General features: G+C 32.7%; 19 protein-coding genes. 4 read left to right on the top strand and 15 right to left on the bottom strand.

What is annotated here, in order from left to right:
- Positions 1-40: 40 nt before the first annotated feature.
- Entirely contained in the window at positions 41-1,357 is a 1,317-nt protein-coding gene (locus tag COI44_RS02865; protein ID WP_098426564.1) for a DRTGG domain-containing protein, read from the bottom strand.
- Positions 1,358-1,487: 130 nt separating this feature from the next.
- The gene (locus tag COI44_RS02860; protein ID WP_098426563.1) at positions 1,488-2,174 is read right to left on the bottom strand and encodes a metal-dependent hydrolase; all 687 of its coding nucleotides are present in this window, start codon (positions 2,172-2,174) and stop codon (positions 1,488-1,490) included.
- Between the two features lie 189 nt (positions 2,175-2,363).
- Here COI44_RS02860 and COI44_RS02855 point away from each other — a divergent pair, with 189 nt between their 5' ends.
- Positions 2,364-3,458 carry a M24 family metallopeptidase gene (locus tag COI44_RS02855; protein ID WP_098426562.1) on the top strand — a complete coding sequence of 365 codons (1,095 nt, stop codon included), beginning with the start codon at positions 2,364-2,366 and terminating at the stop codon, positions 3,456-3,458.
- Position 3,459: 1 nt separating this feature from the next.
- The gene (locus tag COI44_RS02850; protein WP_098426561.1) at positions 3,460-3,993 is read left to right on the top strand and encodes a GNAT family N-acetyltransferase; all 534 of its coding nucleotides are present in this window, start codon (positions 3,460-3,462) and stop codon (positions 3,991-3,993) included.
- A 280-nt stretch (positions 3,994-4,273) separates the two neighbouring features.
- Here COI44_RS02850 and COI44_RS02845 read toward each other — a convergent pair whose 3' ends face one another.
- From COI44_RS02845 to COI44_RS02835, 3 genes are all read right to left on the bottom strand, one after another.
- The gene (locus COI44_RS02845; protein ID WP_286163723.1) at positions 4,274-4,486 is read right to left on the bottom strand and encodes a hypothetical protein; all 213 of its coding nucleotides are present in this window, start codon (positions 4,484-4,486) and stop codon (positions 4,274-4,276) included.
- A 129-nt stretch (positions 4,487-4,615) separates the two neighbouring features.
- Positions 4,616-5,749, bottom strand: coding sequence for an alanine dehydrogenase (gene ald, locus COI44_RS02840; RefSeq protein WP_098426560.1), 1,134 nt, complete (start codon positions 5,747-5,749; stop codon positions 4,616-4,618).
- Between the two features lie 195 nt (positions 5,750-5,944).
- Positions 5,945-6,718, bottom strand: a complete 774-nt coding sequence (locus tag COI44_RS02835) for an SDR family oxidoreductase (RefSeq protein WP_098426559.1) — start codon at positions 6,716-6,718, stop codon at positions 5,945-5,947.
- A 372-nt stretch (positions 6,719-7,090) separates the two neighbouring features.
- Here COI44_RS02835 and COI44_RS02830 point away from each other — a divergent pair, with 372 nt between their 5' ends.
- Positions 7,091-7,414, top strand: a complete 324-nt coding sequence (locus tag COI44_RS02830; RefSeq protein WP_098426558.1) for a hypothetical protein — start codon at positions 7,091-7,093, stop codon at positions 7,412-7,414.
- Between the two features lie 50 nt (positions 7,415-7,464).
- Here COI44_RS02830 and COI44_RS02825 read toward each other — a convergent pair whose 3' ends face one another.
- The 5 genes from COI44_RS02825 to COI44_RS02805 all read right to left on the bottom strand — a co-directional run bounded on the left by COI44_RS02825 (position 7,465) and on the right by COI44_RS02805 (position 12,399).
- Complete coding sequence (locus tag COI44_RS02825; protein WP_098233714.1) at positions 7,465-7,653, bottom strand: hypothetical protein; 189 nt, start codon at positions 7,651-7,653, stop codon at positions 7,465-7,467.
- Positions 7,654-7,820: 167 nt separating this feature from the next.
- A complete protein-coding gene (locus COI44_RS02820) occupies positions 7,821-8,672 on the bottom strand; it encodes an EcsC family protein (RefSeq protein WP_098426557.1) in 852 nt (283 codons plus the stop codon).
- Positions 8,673-8,777: 105 nt separating this feature from the next.
- Entirely contained in the window at positions 8,778-9,968 is a 1,191-nt protein-coding gene (locus COI44_RS02815; protein ID WP_098426556.1) for an acetate kinase, read from the bottom strand.
- Between the two features lie 90 nt (positions 9,969-10,058).
- Positions 10,059-11,051 carry a class I SAM-dependent methyltransferase gene (locus tag COI44_RS02810; RefSeq protein WP_098426555.1) on the bottom strand — a complete coding sequence of 331 codons (993 nt, stop codon included), beginning with the start codon at positions 11,049-11,051 and terminating at the stop codon, positions 10,059-10,061.
- Positions 11,052-11,358: 307 nt separating this feature from the next.
- Positions 11,359-12,399 carry a phosphatidylglycerol lysyltransferase domain-containing protein gene (locus tag COI44_RS02805; RefSeq protein WP_179886988.1) on the bottom strand — a complete coding sequence of 347 codons (1,041 nt, stop codon included), beginning with the start codon at positions 12,397-12,399 and terminating at the stop codon, positions 11,359-11,361.
- A 164-nt stretch (positions 12,400-12,563) separates the two neighbouring features.
- Here COI44_RS02805 and proC point away from each other — a divergent pair, with 164 nt between their 5' ends.
- Positions 12,564-13,370, top strand: a complete 807-nt coding sequence (proC, locus tag COI44_RS02800; protein ID WP_098426553.1) for a pyrroline-5-carboxylate reductase — start codon at positions 12,564-12,566, stop codon at positions 13,368-13,370.
- A gap of 122 nt (positions 13,371-13,492) precedes the next feature.
- Here proC and tpx read toward each other — a convergent pair whose 3' ends face one another.
- The 5 genes from tpx to mbcS all read right to left on the bottom strand — a co-directional run bounded on the left by tpx (position 13,493) and on the right by mbcS (position 18,604).
- Positions 13,493-13,993, bottom strand: coding sequence for a thiol peroxidase (gene tpx / locus COI44_RS02795; protein WP_098426552.1), 501 nt, complete (start codon positions 13,991-13,993; stop codon positions 13,493-13,495).
- A gap of 91 nt (positions 13,994-14,084) precedes the next feature.
- On the bottom strand, positions 14,085-14,528 hold the full coding sequence (gene ytfJ / locus COI44_RS02790; RefSeq protein WP_097979115.1) for a GerW family sporulation protein: 444 nt from the start codon (positions 14,526-14,528) through the stop codon (positions 14,085-14,087).
- Between the two features lie 12 nt (positions 14,529-14,540).
- The gene (locus COI44_RS02785; protein WP_098426551.1) at positions 14,541-15,170 is read right to left on the bottom strand and encodes a DUF2953 domain-containing protein; all 630 of its coding nucleotides are present in this window, start codon (positions 15,168-15,170) and stop codon (positions 14,541-14,543) included.
- Between the two features lie 181 nt (positions 15,171-15,351).
- A complete protein-coding gene (locus COI44_RS02780; protein ID WP_179886987.1) occupies positions 15,352-16,926 on the bottom strand; it encodes an amidohydrolase in 1,575 nt (524 codons plus the stop codon).
- A gap of 103 nt (positions 16,927-17,029) precedes the next feature.
- A complete protein-coding gene (gene mbcS, locus COI44_RS02775; RefSeq protein WP_098426549.1) occupies positions 17,030-18,604 on the bottom strand; it encodes an acyl-CoA synthetase MbcS in 1,575 nt (524 codons plus the stop codon).
- Positions 18,605-18,814: the final 210 nt, after the last annotated feature.

Genomic DNA, 18,814 nt, shown 5'->3' with positions numbered 1-18,814 from the left:
TTAATTAAAAAAATAATGGAAGCCCCAATAAGGCTTCCAATTAACGATCTAATAACTGCATCATCATCAATGCTTTACCTACTAAAATTCCTTGTTGAAATACTTCAACATCAACTTTTCCAAACTTACGACCTAATTCTAAAACTTTTGGTTTAATTTCAATTACATCATCAATTTGAACTGGTTGTACGAAGTAAATTGTAATATTTTCTACGATTAAATCCCCTTTTTTCATATCACGAACTGCTCGTTTACCTGCCTCAGTTACAATCGTCGTAAATACGCCATGTGAAAGAGTACCAATTACATTCGTCATTTGAGGAGTTACATTACATCTAATCGTAAAGTCATCATTTTTTTGATCTTTATTATTATGAAATTGACTAGTAACTATATCATCAATTGTTTCTCCCACTTGTGGTTGTCGTTGCAATTGCTGTAATGCTTCAAGTACATCTTGACGACTAATAATACCGATTAAGTAATTCGTTGTATTTACAACTGGTAGCAACTCTATGCCTTCCCAAACCATCATTCTAGCAGCTGCCGCAACCGACATTTTTTCATTTACACTTATTGGTTGTCTAGTCATTACTTTATCAATTCTCTGAGTACGTTGTTCATGTATAATATCCTTTGAAGTTACAATTCCAATTAGCTTCCCTCGATCATCAATTACAGGATATCTTCCATGACCTGTCTCTCTGTTATGTTCATACCACTTTTCAACTTCATCAAATGGAGATAGTGTAGCTGTTTTTTCAGTTGGAATGAGTATATCCTCAACTAGTACTATATCTTTCTTAATTAACTGATCATAAATTGCTCTATTAATTAACGTCGCAACAGTAAACGTATCATAACTAGAAGAAATAATCGGCATTTTCATTTCATCCGCAAGACGTTTTACACTTTCATCTGTATCAAATCCACCTGTTACTAAAACCGCTGATCCTTCTTTTAATGCTAATTCATGCGCTTTCACTCGGTTTCCGACGATTAATAAATTATTTGCACTAATATATCTCATCATCGCATCAAGCTGCATTGCACCAATAACAAACTTATTAAGTGTTTTATGTAATCCTTCTTTACCACCTAAAACTTGTCCATCAACAATATTAACAACTTCGGCAAAAGTTAATTTTTCAATATTTTCTTTTCTTTTCGTTTCAATACGAATCGTACCTACACGTTCAATGGTACTAACAAATCCTTTGTTTTCCGCATCTTTAATTGCTCTATATGCAGTACCTTCACTTACACTTAAATCTTTCGCAATTTGTCTTACTGATATTTTATGACCGACCGGTAGTTGTTCAATATGTTCTAGTATTTGATCGTGCTTTGTAGTCAATTACCTCACCAAGCTTTCAATGGTTGTATTAATATTTTTATTAACTATTATATAACAATTCATACCATGAAAAAAAGCACGTTTCAACGTGCTTCTAATACTGTACTAATATTTTTTTCGATGGCCTATACTACACTAGTGAAATTGTTGTATTTGGCTCATGAATGAAACCATTATTCTTTGGTAATTTTGCAAGGAACTCATTTGGGTCTACTTGGATTGGTGGAAATGTATTATAATGCATCGGAATTACTTGCTGTGCGTTAATCCATTCAGAAGCAATTACTGCATCGTCGATTCCCATTGTAAAATGATTACCAATTGGTAAATATGCTATATCGATAGTTTCATACTCACCTAATGTTTTCATACCTCTATATAATGCCGTATCACCAGCATGATAAATTGTTTTACCAGCTATTTTTAATAAAACGCCTGATGGTGGTCCTACATTAATTATTTGTTTATTTTCTTCATCAACAATACTTGAACCATGGATTGCTTCTACTAATTTTAATTTACCAAATGAAAACTCTTTTTCTCCCCCGATATGCATAGGGACAACTTTGACACCTTGCCACGAAATCCAAGTTGCTAATTCCACAGGAGCAATAACAGTTGCATCATTTCGTTTTGCTAGTTCAACTGTGTCACCTAAATGATCGCCATGACCATGTGTTACATAAATATAATTCACTTTAATATTTTCTACTTTCACATTAGTATGTGGATTACCGTTAATAAACGGGTCAATAATAATTGAATCTTGACCGTGTTCTACTAAAATAACACTGTGCCCAAAATATGTAATTTTCAAATGAAGTCGCTCCTTTATTATAAAATTAGTCTCTACCACATTTTAACAGATTATTTTCTATTACAAAAATAAGAAATAAGTTAACTATTTTACGTAATTCGATAAAAAATGATAAAATAAGAGTGTTATATACTGTAAAGGCTTTTTTGTTTATTGCAGTAATTTGTTTTTTAAGAAAGGATGTTACAAATGGAACACCGTATACAAAATCTATCAACTTGGTTAAAAGAGCAAGATATTCAACTAGGATTTATTACATCTACTGAGAACGTATTTTATTTAACTAATTTCCATTGTAATCCACATGAGCGTCTTTTAGCTTGTCTTGTATTTCCAAATGATGAGCCAATACTTGTATGTCCACAAATGGAAGTTGGACATGTACAAAATGCTGGCTGGAAATATGACGTAATAGGCTTTAATGATAGTCAAGATCCTTGGGCAATGATACAAGAATCATTAGCAAAACGTAATATTACAGTTAATCGTATGGCGATCGAAAAAGAACATCTTCTTGTTGGCCGCTATGAAAGATTAGTACAACTTTTCCCTGGCGTACAATTCCTTGCAGCTGAGGAAAAATTACATGACTTACGTTTAATTAAAGATAGTGAAGAAATTCGTCGTATGCAGGTTGCTGCTGAAGCTGCTGACATGGCTTGCCAAATTATTGTTGATCGTATTGCTGAAGGCAAAACAGAAATGGATTTAATTGCTGAAATGGAATACGAAATGAAGAAAAAAGGTATTTCTAAAACTTCATTTAGCACTTTAATTTTAACTGGTGCAAACTCAGCGTTACCACACGGAAATCCAGGTACAAACCCAATTAAAAAAGGTGATTTCGTACTTATGGACTTAGGTTTTATCGTTGATGGATATTGCTCAGATATTACTCGTACAGTAATGTTTGGTCAACCAAATGAGCAACAACGAGAAATTTATGAAACCGTTTTAAAAGGTCAACTTGCTGCAATCGAAGTGAGTAAACCAGGAGAGGTATTAGGAAATGTTGATCGCGCTGCTCGTCAAATTATTACAGACGCTGGGTATGGCGAATATTTCGTTCACCGTATTGGTCACGGTTTAGGTATTGGTATCCACGATTACCCATCAGTAAATGATTCAAATACTGGTATTATTAAAACTGGCATGTCATATACAATTGAGCCAGGAATCTATGTACCAAATGTTGGTGGAGTTCGTATTGAAGATGATATCGTTATTACAGAAACAGGTGCAATGACATTAACGAAGTTCCCTAAAGAATTAATCATCCTATAATATGAATCAAGACGGATTAATAAATATTCGACAAGTACTTCCGTCAGACATCCCTATTATGCATAAATGGGAATGTGATAATGAGATTGGTAAGCTTGTAGGAATAGAAAAACCACGTTCTTTAGATGAAATGGTACAAGGCTATGAAAAATATTTTGACGGACTTAAACCTAATCTCCACTTGTTCGCAATCGAATACAATGGTATTTGTGTAGGAAGAATTGAATTAGGAAATCTTGATCAAGAGAATAATCATGCTGCTTTTGGAATCGTAATTGGAGAACAATCAATGCAAAATAAAGGAATTGGTTCATTTGCATTAAACTATCTACTAAATTATGCTTTTAATGAATTAAAACTCATAAAAATATATGGTGAAGTATACGAATATAATATCGCTTCACAAAATTTCCTTACAAAATTAGGCTTTCATTTAGATGGTATATTGCGCAAGCATGAGTTTTTCAAAGGCGCTCATCGTGATATGTATCAATATAGCATGTTGAAAGAAGAATATAATTTGAGTCAGGAATAAAGAAAAAGAATCCCTTTCTTCAGATGAAGATTGGGATTCTTTATTGTATAGACAAAATTCTAAAACTTGATTTTCAGACTGATTGCAAGCGCTTGTCTTCTTTCGGGACGCGAAGCCTGGTGAAAAGCGGAGTTACCTTTTGACGGTAATGAGCAAAGCGTTGGCAGGTGAAGCAACGAAGAAAGCGAGCCTTTGTCAACAGTCTTAAAAAAACCTTTTGAAGGATTGTATGTTGTAACGGAACACCACCCATTGATACATTTCGTTCAATTAGATGATATTATTTACCATTTATGATAAAAAGTCTATTTCCTCTGTAATCAACTGTTTTACCTTGGCTTTCTAATTCAGCCTTCACAGCCTTCGCATATTCATTTAGATTTAAATAACGCTCATCTAAATCTATTGTAATCTTTTGATTACGATAACCCATTAGCCAGTTAAACCCGAAAATACCTGTAATCAGAAAAATAAGGATAATAATAAATTTCAATACTTTCACTCCTTTTTACATAAAATGGAAATTATGATATAATTTCACTATAAAAATAAAGTGAATGATATTAGAATTGATTAAAATAAAATCCCTTTACCGATTTTGATAAAGGGATTTTACTATTTATTAGTTTGTAGAAACAGATGTACCTTGCAATAAAGTAGTTGCTTCTTTGTATTCTAAGCCGTGAGCTTCCGCTACTGCTTCGTAAGTTACATATCCATCAAGTGTATTAATACCTTTGAATAATGCAGAGTTATCTAAGCAAGCTTTTTGATAACCTTTGTTAGCAATTTGAACTGCATAAGGTACTGTAACATTTGTTAATGCCATTGTAGAAGTACGAGGTACTGCACCAGGCATGTTTGCTACAGCGTAGTGTACTACTCCATGCTTCTCATATGTTGGGAAATCATGAGTTGTAATACGATCTGTTGTTTCGAAAATACCACCTTGGTCAATTGCAATATCAACTACAACTGAACCTGGTTCCATTGATTCGATCATTTCTTTTGTTACAAGTTTTGGCGCTTTTGCACCTGGAATTAATACTGCACCGATTACAAGATCAGATTCTTTAACCGCTTCAGCAATATTGTAAGGGTTTGACATTAAAGTCGTAATTTGATGACCAAAAATATCATCTAATTGACGTAAACGATCTGGATTTAAGTCAATCATCGTTACATGAGCACCAAGACCAACAGCTACTTTAGCAGCATTTGTTCCTGCTACACCTCCACCAATGATTGTAACTTTTCCACGACGTACTCCTGGTACTCCACCTAATAAAATACCTTTTCCGCCTTTATTTTTCTCAAGGAATTGAGCACCGATTTGAGCTGACATACGTCCTGCTACTTCACTCATCGGAGTTAATAACGGTAATGTATTACCAACTTGTACAGTTTCGTAAGCAATTCCTACTACTTTATTATCAATTAAAGCCTTAGTTAATTCAGGCTCTGGAGCTAAATGTAAGTATGTGAATAAAATTAATCCTTCACGGAAATATCCATATTCGCTTGGAATTGGTTCTTTAACTTTCATAACCATTTCATTATTCCAAGCCTCTTCAGCTGTTTCAACAATTGTTGCGCCAGCATTTACGTATTCTTCATTAGTAAATCCTGAACCAAGTCCAGCATTTGTTTCAATGTAAACTGAATGTCCATGTCCAACTAAGTTCATTACTCCAGCTGGTGTCATTGCTACACGATTTTCGTTGTTTTTTATTTCTTTTGGTACCCCAATACGCATGTTATTTCCCCCTGAAATCTATTTAATTCGTGCCTCTTAGGATGAGCTTTATTTATTAAAAAATAATACATTTTTATATTAACACAAAACATATAGTGCAGAAAATGAAAACGCTTAATTTCGTTTAATAAATATTAATTCAGAATCTTTTTTACTATAATTTATGCTTTAAAAATGGAATTGTCCCACGAATTCTCATGATAATGGAATATGTCTGTATTTATTAATGACATCCAAGCCACCAGTGACTTCAAATATATCACCTGTTATAAAATCAGACTCTTCCTTACACAAAAATTGCACCATTCTTGCTATATCTTCTCCAGTTCCAGATCTTCCAACTGGTGCAAGACCTTTTCCATCCTTACTTGCATCAGTTTGATTTGCTTCTTTCATATCACCAAAAATATCTCCAGGACAAATCATATTAGATGTTATACCGTTTTCAGCTTCTTCATAGGCTATTGTTTTTGTTAATGAAACTAGCCCTACTTTAGCAGCGCTGAATGCAGAACGATAAATCCATCCCGAAGCCGAATTGGCACCTTGAAATCCATAATTTATGATACGCCCATATTTTTGATTCCTCATAATTGGAATAACTTTCTTTAAAAGATAAAACACGCTGTGCAAATTTCCATACAACAAGTATTCCCACTCTTCATCAGTGTAGTCAGCCAGTTTTTTACGGTTAAATAAATACGGACCAGCATTATTGATAAGACAATCAACCCTACCGAATTTCTCCATTGTTTTTGAGACAATCTCACTAATAAATTGTTTATCGCAAATATCACCTTTTACAAAAAGAATCCGGTCCAAATAATCCTTCCAATCTTCTTTTCGCTCTTTGATAGCTTGTTCATCAGAAAAGTACGTAACAGTTACTGAATAACCATCTTTTAAAAATGCTTCAGTTACTTTCTTCCCTAACCCCTTCGATCCTGCCGTAATGACAGCATGCCTCATAAAACTCTTCCTTTCGAGTCTAAATAATTTTATATATTTTTGAAAATCATCTAGATAAATCAATCAATTGTATGTATTTGTAAAATCTATTCTCATTAACCTTTTTAATGTGTTATTTAAGCATAAAGCCAGTCCATTAAAAATTATGTCATTATCTTATACATATATCTTTAATATAGTAAGATTATTTTATTAAAAGATAACTATGTTTTCTATTATTATGAATTATTTTCCTTTTATTTTAATAATTTTTATTTTTAGATTTTAGGCTATTTACAAACAATTTTCATTTCATAAATCTAGAATTTTAAAAATCAATATGTTTCACAAATTTTTTTCAATGTATAATATAGTCATGAGGGGGAGTAAAAAATGTTACAAGATTATTTTTTATACGATGAACGATTAGGTATTTTTCTACCAAGCCTAAAGCTGGATTGGGAAGATTACTCTCGCGATCAACAACTGATGATTATTACTGAATGGGAATATATCCGTGGTGAAATACCTGATCAAATTAAGCGTTTAGAGTTTTCGATTAATCATAAACAAGAACAATTAAATCACGAATCTGATTTTGCTTTGAGCTGTAAATTAAATTCTGATATTGCAGAATTAGCATCAATTATTAACGATCTTTGGATTTGGTTTAGAAGTAACCAACAAATGTCGAATGATACAAAAATACATGGTTAAAAAGCTAACAATAAATTTGTTAGCTTTTTTCTGTATCCCTATTATTATGTTTATTCATTTTCGCGCTTTTGAATTTGTAAAAGCGTGTCTCCGATTGTTTTCAGTTCCTCTTTTAGTCTGATGGTTTCATTCGCAACTTTATCGGAAGATGCTTCTTTAATTTGCTTGTTTAGTTGGTCAATCACTTTTCGTAACTTTCCAACGGATTGTTCTAGTTGAAAACTTGATGTAGGCTTCATAATTGTCTCCTTGAATGGTTTTCTATTAGCATACCATATACTCGTTTACAACCAAACGGGTATTGGATGGGCTAAGAGTAAATTGTCTAATGGAGGTTCAAGTCCGTTTCCACTCATTCCACATTAAAAAAGCTAACAGATAATTTGTTAGCTTCTCAAATTGCGATTTAATTTGTTGGCTCCTGGTTTATCCGTTCCGATAATATACGATATTGATAAAATTTCTTTGTATATTCTAATATGTTTTTTGTAAATGATTCATTCCATTTTGCCCCAACAGTAACTCCTAATAAAGGAATACCACCTAAAACCTTATTCCGTAATGAATGGATCATTAATAACTTGCACATTTGTAATATGACTGTATAATAGACCCCTTCTCCATTAAATTCATTTTCCCAAGTTGCAAATACGTCAGAATCCTCATGCTTTAAAATATCGTTCATTAAATTACTCCAAACAACGTATTTTTCGGTTGATGGGAGGATTGCACCTTGTAATACTTTTAAGCTACATTCCATCTCTTTTGGAATACTTACATCATATCCATAACAAAGAGCTATTTCTTGTACCGTTTTAAGATTAATAAATAATAAAGCCGGTAAATCACCAAATAAAGCAAGCTTCGTACTAGTTCCACTTATTCCACCTTGAACACTTGAGACTATTAATGCTTTCGATATTTCTTGTTCAGCTAAAAAATTCAATTGTCTTAATGGTAGCTTTCTTAAATCACTTATTGTGATAACATCACTTTTTAAAATTTGAGCTCGATTAAGAATATCTAATTTCTTTTCTTGAAACTGTTTTGTTGTTTGTATTAATGATTGAGTGTGGAAAAAAGCAGTTGAAAAAAATTCATTAAAAGTATTCGAATAGCTCTGAGGTATTTTTTGGAGGAGAAAATTAGAAGCATTTTGATACATAAGTTCAAGTTTATTTAAATTTCGCTGTTGTTGTTTCTTTTCAATCAAATCGTTCAGTTCAAGCCATAGATTATACTCTTTCATTTGATCCATACTATCACCTCGAATATAAAAAAACGTAGAGCCAAAAAGTGATCTCAATTTAAGAATATGAGGTCATCTATTTTTGTATGCTCTACGTTTATGTTTACTAAAAAATTATTTCATTCCAACTCGTACTACATCTCTTGCGATTACAACTTCTTCATTAGTTGGAATTACGATTACTTTAACTGGAGAGTGATCAAAGCTAATGAAAGCTTCTTTTCCTCTAAAGTTATTTTTACTTGGGTCAAAATAAACCCCCATAAATTCAAGACCTTCTAGAACGGCTTGACGAATTTCTGGACCATTTTCTCCAATACCAGCAGTGAAAATAATCGCATCTACGCCTTTCATACGAGCAGCGTAAGAACCTAAATATTTGTGGATACGTTCAATGAATACACTTTGAGCGATTTTAGCTCGTTTATTACCTTCTTCAGCTGCAGTCTCAATATCACGTAAGTCACTTGAGAATCCAGAGATACCAAGCATACCACTTTGTTTATTTAATACATCAAGTACTTCCTCAGCTGTTTTACCCGTTTTTTCCATAATAAATGGGATTAAAGCTGGGTCTAAGTTACCAGAACGAGTTCCCATTGTTACACCTGCAAGTGGAGTGAATCCCATTGAAGTGTCAATTGATTTTCCACCATCAACTGCAGCAATACTTGCACCATTTCCTAAATGACATGAAATAAGTCTTAATTCTTCAAGTGGCTTACCAATTAATTCAGCAGCTCTTTCTGTTACATACTTATGTGATGTACCGTGGAATCCATATTTACGAATACCAAATTGTTTATAGTACTCATAAGGTAAGCTATATAAGTAAGACTCTTCAGGCATTGTTTGATGGAATGCAGTATCAAATACAGCTACTGCAGGAATATTTGGTAATAATTCTTTGAATGCACGAATACCAACTAGGTTAGCTGGGTTATGAAGCGGAGCTAAATCAGAAAGTTCATCAATTTGTTGCTCAACTTCTTCAGTAATTAAAGCAGAATCTGTAAATAGTTCTCCACCGTGAACTACACGATGTCCAACTCCATGAATTTCATCGAATGAAGTAATAATTCCTAAACCTGTTAGCTTTTCAAGAAGCATTTTTACTGCAACAGAATGATCAGCAATATCAGTTACTTCTTTAATTTTTTCCCCGTTTACAGAAATTACAAAAACGCTATCCTTTAAACCGATACGCTCTACCAAACCAATTGTAAGTACTTTTTCACTAGGCATTTCAATTAATTGAAATTTTAATGACGATGAACCTGCATTAATAGCAAGAATATTTGCCATGTTTTTACATCTCCTTTAAACATGAAACTGTTATATTTTTTTAGCTGAAATTATTATAACACAAATTAGTTTACGTGTTTAAAAGTTCAATTATTGTAAATTTTCTTTAAACCATTCATTCATTTGAAGCATAATATCTTCAACTGCTTTTATATTCGATAACTTAGGAAAATCAACTAATAAAGCCTGTTTTGGCTTCTTCATATTTTCTGCATTTTTGCGGATTATTAATATACTTTTTTGATGTTTTTCGTCCTTAAAGGCAGATACTGGCAACTGTATCAATCCTTGAATAACACCTGTTTCATTAATATAGCTTTGTAATTGAGTAGATTGCTCTGAAGTAAATAGGTGATTTGGAACTAGCGAAATGAAAAATCCTCCAGATTTTAAGTAGTTCATACTTTGCTCAATAAATAAATGATGAGCATAAGACATGCCTTCTTTTGCTTGTAAAGTAAACTCTTTTGTACGTTCAGCATTTGGATAAAAACCAATTGGTAGATCACAAACAACAAGATCAACCGGATCTACAAATAATGGCGCTAAACTGTCTTGATTAAATAGTTCTATTTCATGTCCTAGTAAGTTGCCTATAACAAATGCGATTCTAACAAGAACGTCGTCTACATCTATTCCAACAGAATCAGTAAATTTATCCTTTGAAGAATTTAAAATTGTTAATAAAAGATTTCCAGTACCAATTGCCGGATCTAAGATAGTTAAATTTTGTTTCCCCTCAGTAAGTTTTCCAACTAAATAAGTAATAATAAAAGCAATACCATCTGGAGTCATTTCATGATTTGTTTGTACACCTTGCTTCATACCTTTTAATATCGCTAATTGAAATGCTCTACGGATACTCTCATTATCTTTTGAAGTTGATGTAAATTGTTGAATTGTATTCATAAGCTTATCTTTTTGTGAACCATTAATTTCTTCTTGCAAAACTTCCCCTTCAAAGAAATTTTCACCCGTTTCAATTAATGCCTCTAAATAAGAAATTTCTAAATTATCTTTTAAACATTCTGTCGATTCATCTATGTAATTAAATAAAAATTCCACTGAATTCTCTTTTACCATTTTTCTTTCCTCACTTTCATAATAGAACAGTCATTGTGTTTCATTATACGTATGGCTCTTAAACGTGTCCACTTTAATAATTTTCTTCTATTAGAAAGTATTTGGTTTTTTTAATCAATTTTAATCCAGTACTGTTAATTTAATTTTAAATGATGAATGTTTACTTTTATTTAATACAATTTGAACTTTTTATGTAGTTTTTTTGTATTGCACTGGAATTAATGTCACTATGATATAACGAACAGTAACTTTTTCATGGAGCAATAATGAAAAGCATAAAAAAAGACCTCTTATATAGAGGACCTCGTTAACTAATTTTCACTTTCTTTTCTATCGGCTTCATAAATCGAGTTATATAGTTCAAAGATTTAGTTCCATGAACTAGGTGATATATGCTTGTGATAACCGAAAGTAATGTATATGGTTTGTATGCTAAGTACTTTGATTCCCATTTATTCGCAAATTTACTTTTAAAAGTTAATAATCCTTTAAAGTTATAAATTGAGTTACCATATTTAAAGATCATTTTTGCAGATTTTTCGATGATTGATGATTTTGAATCTTGGCCAACATTTGCTAAAGGTGCCATTCCAAGGCTACAGCTTTTAAATCCATTTTCTTTTGCCCAAAACATAATGGAAACAAAAAGCATATCCATCGTTCCATATGGTAATTCTTTTAAATATCTCATTAAATCGATTGTTATATTTTGTCCTTGAATCGGTAATGTCGCAAAAGCAATAACTTGACCATTTTTATCCCTTAAGATTCCTATCGGAAAATTTGAAACATAATCAAAATGAAATGAACCAACTGAAAAGGATAGCTCTTCTCTTCCGTTTAACCATACATCTGAGACCCCTTTTAGCTCTTGAAGTAGACCTATAGAATGGCCAGGCATTGACACTTCAAATTGATATCCTTGTCGAATGAATTTGTTCCTTTTGGTTCTTAGTTTTGCTCCTTTTTTACCTGCAATTTCGAAATCCTCTAATTCAACTATTGCTTCTTCACCTAATTTTAACAATCGATAGCCAGCTTTTTCATACAACTTTTTTGAGTTATCATCTATTTGATAAAAACACGGAATACATTTTATACTCCTTGAATAATTTTCAAACTCCTTTATTTTTTCAAAAGAAATCTCACCAATTGGATCACATAGAACAACTAATTTATTACCTTGTTTACGGTAAACAAATGTAGATTTTTGATCTTCTGAAAGAAATACTTTTTTATCTCCAAGTAATCCTAAATGTGTTAATGAAGTTCCACCATATGTTTGAATAAGTTGTTGAATAATCTCAATTGTAGTTTTATGATTTGATTCTTTTAAAATTTGTTTCATAATACCCCCAAATAAAGAGTCAATTTTCTTTACAATTTCTATTTTACAAAAAATAATTCCTTGTGGATATCCATACATTATTTTTTTTTAATAATGTATTATTTGGTAATATTTAACCCCTCATGTATAATTCAATTTATTAAATATATTGGATGTGAGAACAAATGAATAAGAAGATTGGTTTTATAGGTTGCGGTAAAATGGCCCAAGCTATGATTGGTGGGTTAATTGAATCGAATGTAATTGAAAAGCATCAAATTTATGTAAGTGCAAGGTCTAATGAAACACTTGTAAAAGTAAAAGATTTATATAATGTTCACACATTAAATAGTAATATCGATTTAGCAATGCAGGTTGATTATTTGTTTTTAGCAGTTAAACCTGATTTATATCCAACTATTATTGAAGAAATTAAAGAAGTTGTTTCAAGTAATACTGTGATCATTACGATTGCCGCTGGAATTACTCTTGAAGGTGTTGAGAAATCTTTCGGTAAAGAGGTTAAAATCGTTAGAACGATGCCAAATACTCCTTCCTTAGTTAGAGAAGGCATGAGTGCACTTTGTCATAATCATGTAGTGAGCAACGAAGAGTTAAGTGAAGTAATGGAAATTTTCAATAGCTTCGGAAAATGCGAATTAGTAAATGAAAAATTAATGGATGCGATTCCTGCAGTTAGTGGTTCTTCTCCAGCTTATGTTTACTTAATGATCGAAGCTTTAGCAGACGGAGCTGTATTACAAGGTATAACGCGTGACCAGGCATATAAGTTAGCAGCCCAAGCAGTTTTAGGTGCAGCAAAGATGGTACTTGAAACGGAATTACATCCTGGGGAATTAAAGGACCAAGTTTGCACACCAGGTGGTGCTACAATTGAAGCAATTGCTGAATTAGAAAAACAAGGCTTCCGCTCATCTATTATCTCGGCTATGGAACGTTGTACTGAGAAATCAGTTTCTTTAGGTAAATAATCTTGACAACAGTCTGATATTTACACACTTAGGCATTCATATTTGTGAATGCCTTTTTAATGCAAAAAAAACTGCCGAGATCTACTCGACAGCCCTTTTACCTCTTAATAGAGTTATTGTTATTATTTTGCAGCTTTTACAGCTTCGATTGCTGCTTCATAGTTTGGATGAGTTGTGCCTTCAGCTACATACTCAACGTAAGTAACAACATCCTTTGAATCGACTACGAATACTGCACGAGCTAATAAACGTAATTCTTGCATTAAAACACCAAATGCTTCACCAAAAGATGCATCACGGTGATCAGAGTAAGTATGTACATTTTCTAAACCACTAGCAGCACACCATCTTTTTTGTGCGAATGGTAAGTCCATTGAAATTGTTAAAACTTCAACGTTTTCTACGTTTGATAATTCTTCGTTAAAACGACGAGTTTGTGCATCACAAATTCCAGTATCTACAGAAGGTACTGCGCTAATTAAGCGTACTTTATTAGCTGAAGCCTCTAAAGTTACAGGGCTTAAATCGTTTGCTAATACAGTAAAGCTTGGAGCTTTTTCTCCTACTTTTACTTCTTGTCCAATAAGAGTTACTGGATTGTTTTTAAATGTTACAGATGCCATGATATTTCCTCCCAAAATTACAAAATGTTCACAACATTTATCTTACTGGAAGGAAACCTTGAATGCAATTAACTTTACTTAAATTTTATATTTAATCTAAATCTGAATCAAAATCGTCCACATGTTTATCTGAATCATCTTTTTTCTTCATATATTTTTTTACTTTTTCTAACGCTTGTGGCGTTAAATCCATTAGCTTTTCGATTAAATGTGTATTTTGATCTAGATGAAGTAGTTTAACACCATCTTTACCTACAATTAAAAAGGCAATCGGAGTGATTGAAGCACCTCCACCTGTACCTCCTCCAAATGGATGTGGACTTCTTACTTCAGCTTCTTTAACACCATCTACTAAATGGTAATTTCGGAATTCACTTCCACCAGCTGCAAAGCCAACCCCTACTTTTGATACGGTTAAGATTAAGCTTCCATCTGGTGTTGAAATTGGATCACCAATAATTGTATTTACATTAATCATTGCTGATAAATTTTCCATTGCCGCGTGCATTAAGTCTCCAATAGGATGTTGACTCATTGATAATCACCTCTAATTAGTTTCGATTGGATGTGTTGCTTTAAAGTCTTTTCTAGTTTTTAAATATGCTTTAAGTAATAATAATCCCGCAAAGACTGCCTTTCGTACCGAAAATGAAAACCGTATCTTACCAGTAGTTTCCATTACGGATGTATAATAGTTGGGCGTGATATCGATCGTTGGCGGATGATGTAATATCGTAAATTTCTTTAATAAGTTTTCAAAAATTCCGATCGCACTATAAGCTGTCCCAATTGATATCCCTGTTAAAGCAGAATTTCCGACACCAAAATGAATATGATAAGTTAAATTGTAAATTTGTACAGTGTTTAAAAATTTTGTAATGATAGTATGTCCGTTGGAGTATAAATTTATGAAAAAATCAATTTGTTGTAGGACAGACAAATCCCTTTTTTTCTCTAAATCTGATACGTCCTCCTTTACCTCTTTCGGTTTCTTTAAAGGAATCGTAAAGGCGAAATGCAATAGGTTGTTCAAGATAGACAGTTTAATATTCATAAATCGTTCTTCATTTGTATAAACGGATAAAATATTGACTTTCATATTTATAAAAAGGACGAAAATGATTAAGAGTAAAACTACGATTGCAATAAAAATTAGAATTGAGTATATGTAAAGCAAAAAACCACCCTTTTTTGTATCAGTATAGGCAAACCAACTTCTGGATAAACAAAAAGAATGGTAAAATTACATACCATTCTTTTTGTGTAGTAAAATATTAGATTTTTGATGAACTTCGTTGATAAATACTAGTTGTTGTTGGTAACAAACAATTTCTAGGACACTCTTGCTTGTCCTTAACTTACCTATTTCTTTTATAGACAATATTTCCTCGGCAAATAGTTTCACTACATTTAACATACAGTAGATTATCTTTTTCTAACTCAAATGGATTTTCATCAAATAAAATAAAATCAGCAGAATATCCTTCTTTTATGAGACCTCTTTTATCTTCTTGACGAATTGACGTCGCACTATCAATCGTATAAAGTTTAATTGCTTCATATAGGCTAATTGCTTCCTGTATATTATATGCGATCCCGTCCTTTGCTTTTCGGGTAACCGCTGTATATATACCTTGCCACGGATTAATTGTATCAATTGGTGTATCTGAACCATTTGCTATAGAGATTGATTCTTTTAGCAGTGTTTTAATTAAATATGCATATTCATTTCGGCTTTGACCAATACGTTCTACTAGCCATGGGTAATCAGCATATATAAATGAGGTTTGTACATCTACAACGATGTTTAGTTCTTTCATTTCCTCAATTAATTTTGGAGATAAAAGTGCACAATGTATAAATCGATCAGGTAGCTGAGTTTGATTTGGATATTTTTTAACAACATCAACGGCTTGCTTAACAGCTAGATCTCCAATCATATGAAATGCTATTGGCAATTCATTTTCACGCGCTTTTTTTGTAATTACTTCTAATTTTTCTGGAGAAGTCACTTGTAATCCTGTTATGCTTTGATCGTCGTCATAAGGTTTTTCTAATAGTGCAGTGCGACCACCAAATGAACCATCAATAAATGCTTTTACGCCTCCAAATGATACATTCTTATTACCTTTATGTAATCTTCCTTTGACTTCATCCAAAGTCGTATGATGAATTAAAACATGAGTATGAAATGGTACTTCATTTAACAATCGCTCATATAAATCTATCACTAGGTTTGCGTTTCCATAATAGGATAAATCCTCTGTTACTGCTCCAACAATACCGTATTGATAACAATCTTTAATAGCGGAAATAATTGCTTTTGACAAGTACTGATCGTCAGGTGCCGGCATCGCTTTAATGATTAAATTGACAGCTTCATCATACAATAATCCGTTTAAACGACCATCCTCAAAGCAGCCAATTTGCCCTCCTTCGATTTGCATCTGTTCATTTATTGCTGCATGACTAAGTGCAAGAGAATTTACAAAGTAGACATGTCTACAAGTCCTTTTTAGTACAATTGGATTTGTGCTTGATAAACTATTTAAATCGTCAATACTGAATTCTTCTTTTGATTCCCATTCGTTTTCATTCCATCCTTCCCCAACAATCCACTCATTTGGATGCGCGTCTTTTACAACTTTTTTCATTCGTTCAAGCATCTCTTCATATGATTGACACTTTGACAAGTCTACACGATTCATCGCTTCACCATGACCAATTAAATGCAAATGACTATCAATAAAACCTGGAAAACCGATTTTTCCGTTACAATTAATTTTCTCAAATTGTTCACCGTCTAAAAAAGAAAGCAAAGCTTCATATGTTCCTGTTTTCAAAATTTGTTCATCTTCAGTAATGATTGAGTCTACCGTTTCCCCTTCACTTACCATTGTATAAAATAAACCATTATGCCAAAGCTTCTTCATTTCCATTCCACCATCCGTTCATTAAATTTAAGCTATTTCTTGCAAGATAAATTGTCTTAAAATCAAAAAAAGAGGGAATTTTCCCTCATTTTAACATAAATATTTAATTCGATTCACGTAATTGTTCCTTCGCACGTAATTCTACTCGGCGAATTTTACCAGAAGTTGTTTTTGGTAGCTCTTGGACAAATTCAATTATACGTGGATATTTATATGGAGCAGTAATTTTTTTCACGTGTTCTTGTAGTTCAGATACTAAGTCATCTTGATTTGTAGCATTTTCCGTCAAAACAACAAATGCTTTAACAACATTACCACGTAATGGATCCGGACTAGCAACAACTGCACATTCTTTTACAAGCTTATGTTGTACTAACGCATCTTCTATTTCAAAAGGACCAATTGTATAACCAGAACTAATAATTATGTCGTCACTACGTCCATCAAACCAATAGTAGCCATCTTCATCTTTTTTAGCTCGGTCACCCGTTAAATAGTACTCACCTTTTCTTTGTGCTTTTGTACGTTCCATATCATTATAATAATGTTTAAACAATGCTGGAGAGCTTAAATGTACTGCGATATGCCCTACTTCATTAACCCCGATTGGATTTCCTTCATCATCAACGATTTCAACTAAGTTTCCTGGTGTTGGAATACCCATTGAACCTACTTTTGCCTTAATATCCTTCATCGTTCCGATTAATAATGTATTTTCAGTTTGTCCATAACCATCTCTTACATCAACATTGAAATGCTTTTTGAATGTACGGATTACTTCTTGATTTAAAGGCTCTCCTGCTGACACAGCACTTCTTAGTGTAGGTAATTGATATTGATCTAGATTTTCAACCTTTGCCATAAATCGGTATTCGGTTGGCGTACTACAAAATACTGATATATTTTGCTCCTTAAGTAATGTTAGGAAAGTATCTGCATCAAATTTCCCTTCATAAAAGAACCCTGTTGCCCCACTACCCAATGTCGCTAAAAATGGACTCCAAATCCACTTTTGCCATCCTGGACCTGCAGTAGCCCATACAGTATCATCTTCTGTCACATCCAGCCAATTCGAAGCAACTGTACGAATATGTGCATAGCCCCAACTGTGAGTGTGTACAACACCTTTAGGATTGCCAGTCGTTCCTGACGTATATGAAATAAACGCTAAGTCATCACTTTTCGTTTCCACAGTTAATACATGTGCTCCACTAATTGCTTGGTCATTTAATGAAGTCCACACGTTTTGTTGATTATGAATAGTAAATAATTTATATTTACCAGTTTTAGCAATATCGCTAAACGTACCTATATATTCATCATGCGATACAATCGCTTTTACTTCACTATGTTCAAGACGATATTGAATATCCTTAACCTTCAACATTTCAGATCCTGGGATTACAACACATCCAATTTTTAAAATAGCTAAATAAACTACATAAGTCTCAATACATCTTGGCATCATGACAAAAAGTTTGTCCCCTTTTTCGATGCCACTATTTTTAAATGTAAAAGCATATTGGTGAACTTTATTATAAAGTTCCTTATATGTTAATTGATGGGATTCTCCATTTAGGTCTACCCACTTTAACGCCACTTTATCAGTTGAAGCAAATTTTTCAATTTCCCAAACTAGATTATATACTTTTGGAGCGATTAGACTTGTACTGTTCATCTTAGTTAGTCCCCCTTTTGATCATTACTAAAATTATATTTTGAATTTTGCAAAATAGAATAATAATGGTTTCGTTAATTGTATAGTCAATTCCTGCTATTTTTCGACTATTTTTCAGAAAATTTAAACAAAAACTCACAAAAAATAAACTACCTAAAAAAGATAGTTTATTTAATCAAAATAGGGAGTACTAAACTCCTCGTCGCGTAC

The sequence above is a fragment of the Bacillus sp. AFS088145 genome, assembly GCF_002564465.1.
GTDB lineage: Bacteria > Bacillota > Bacilli > Bacillales > Bacillaceae_G > Gottfriedia.
The sequence above is the reverse complement of the archived record's forward strand: the minus strand, read 5'-3'. Positions and strand labels throughout refer to the sequence as shown.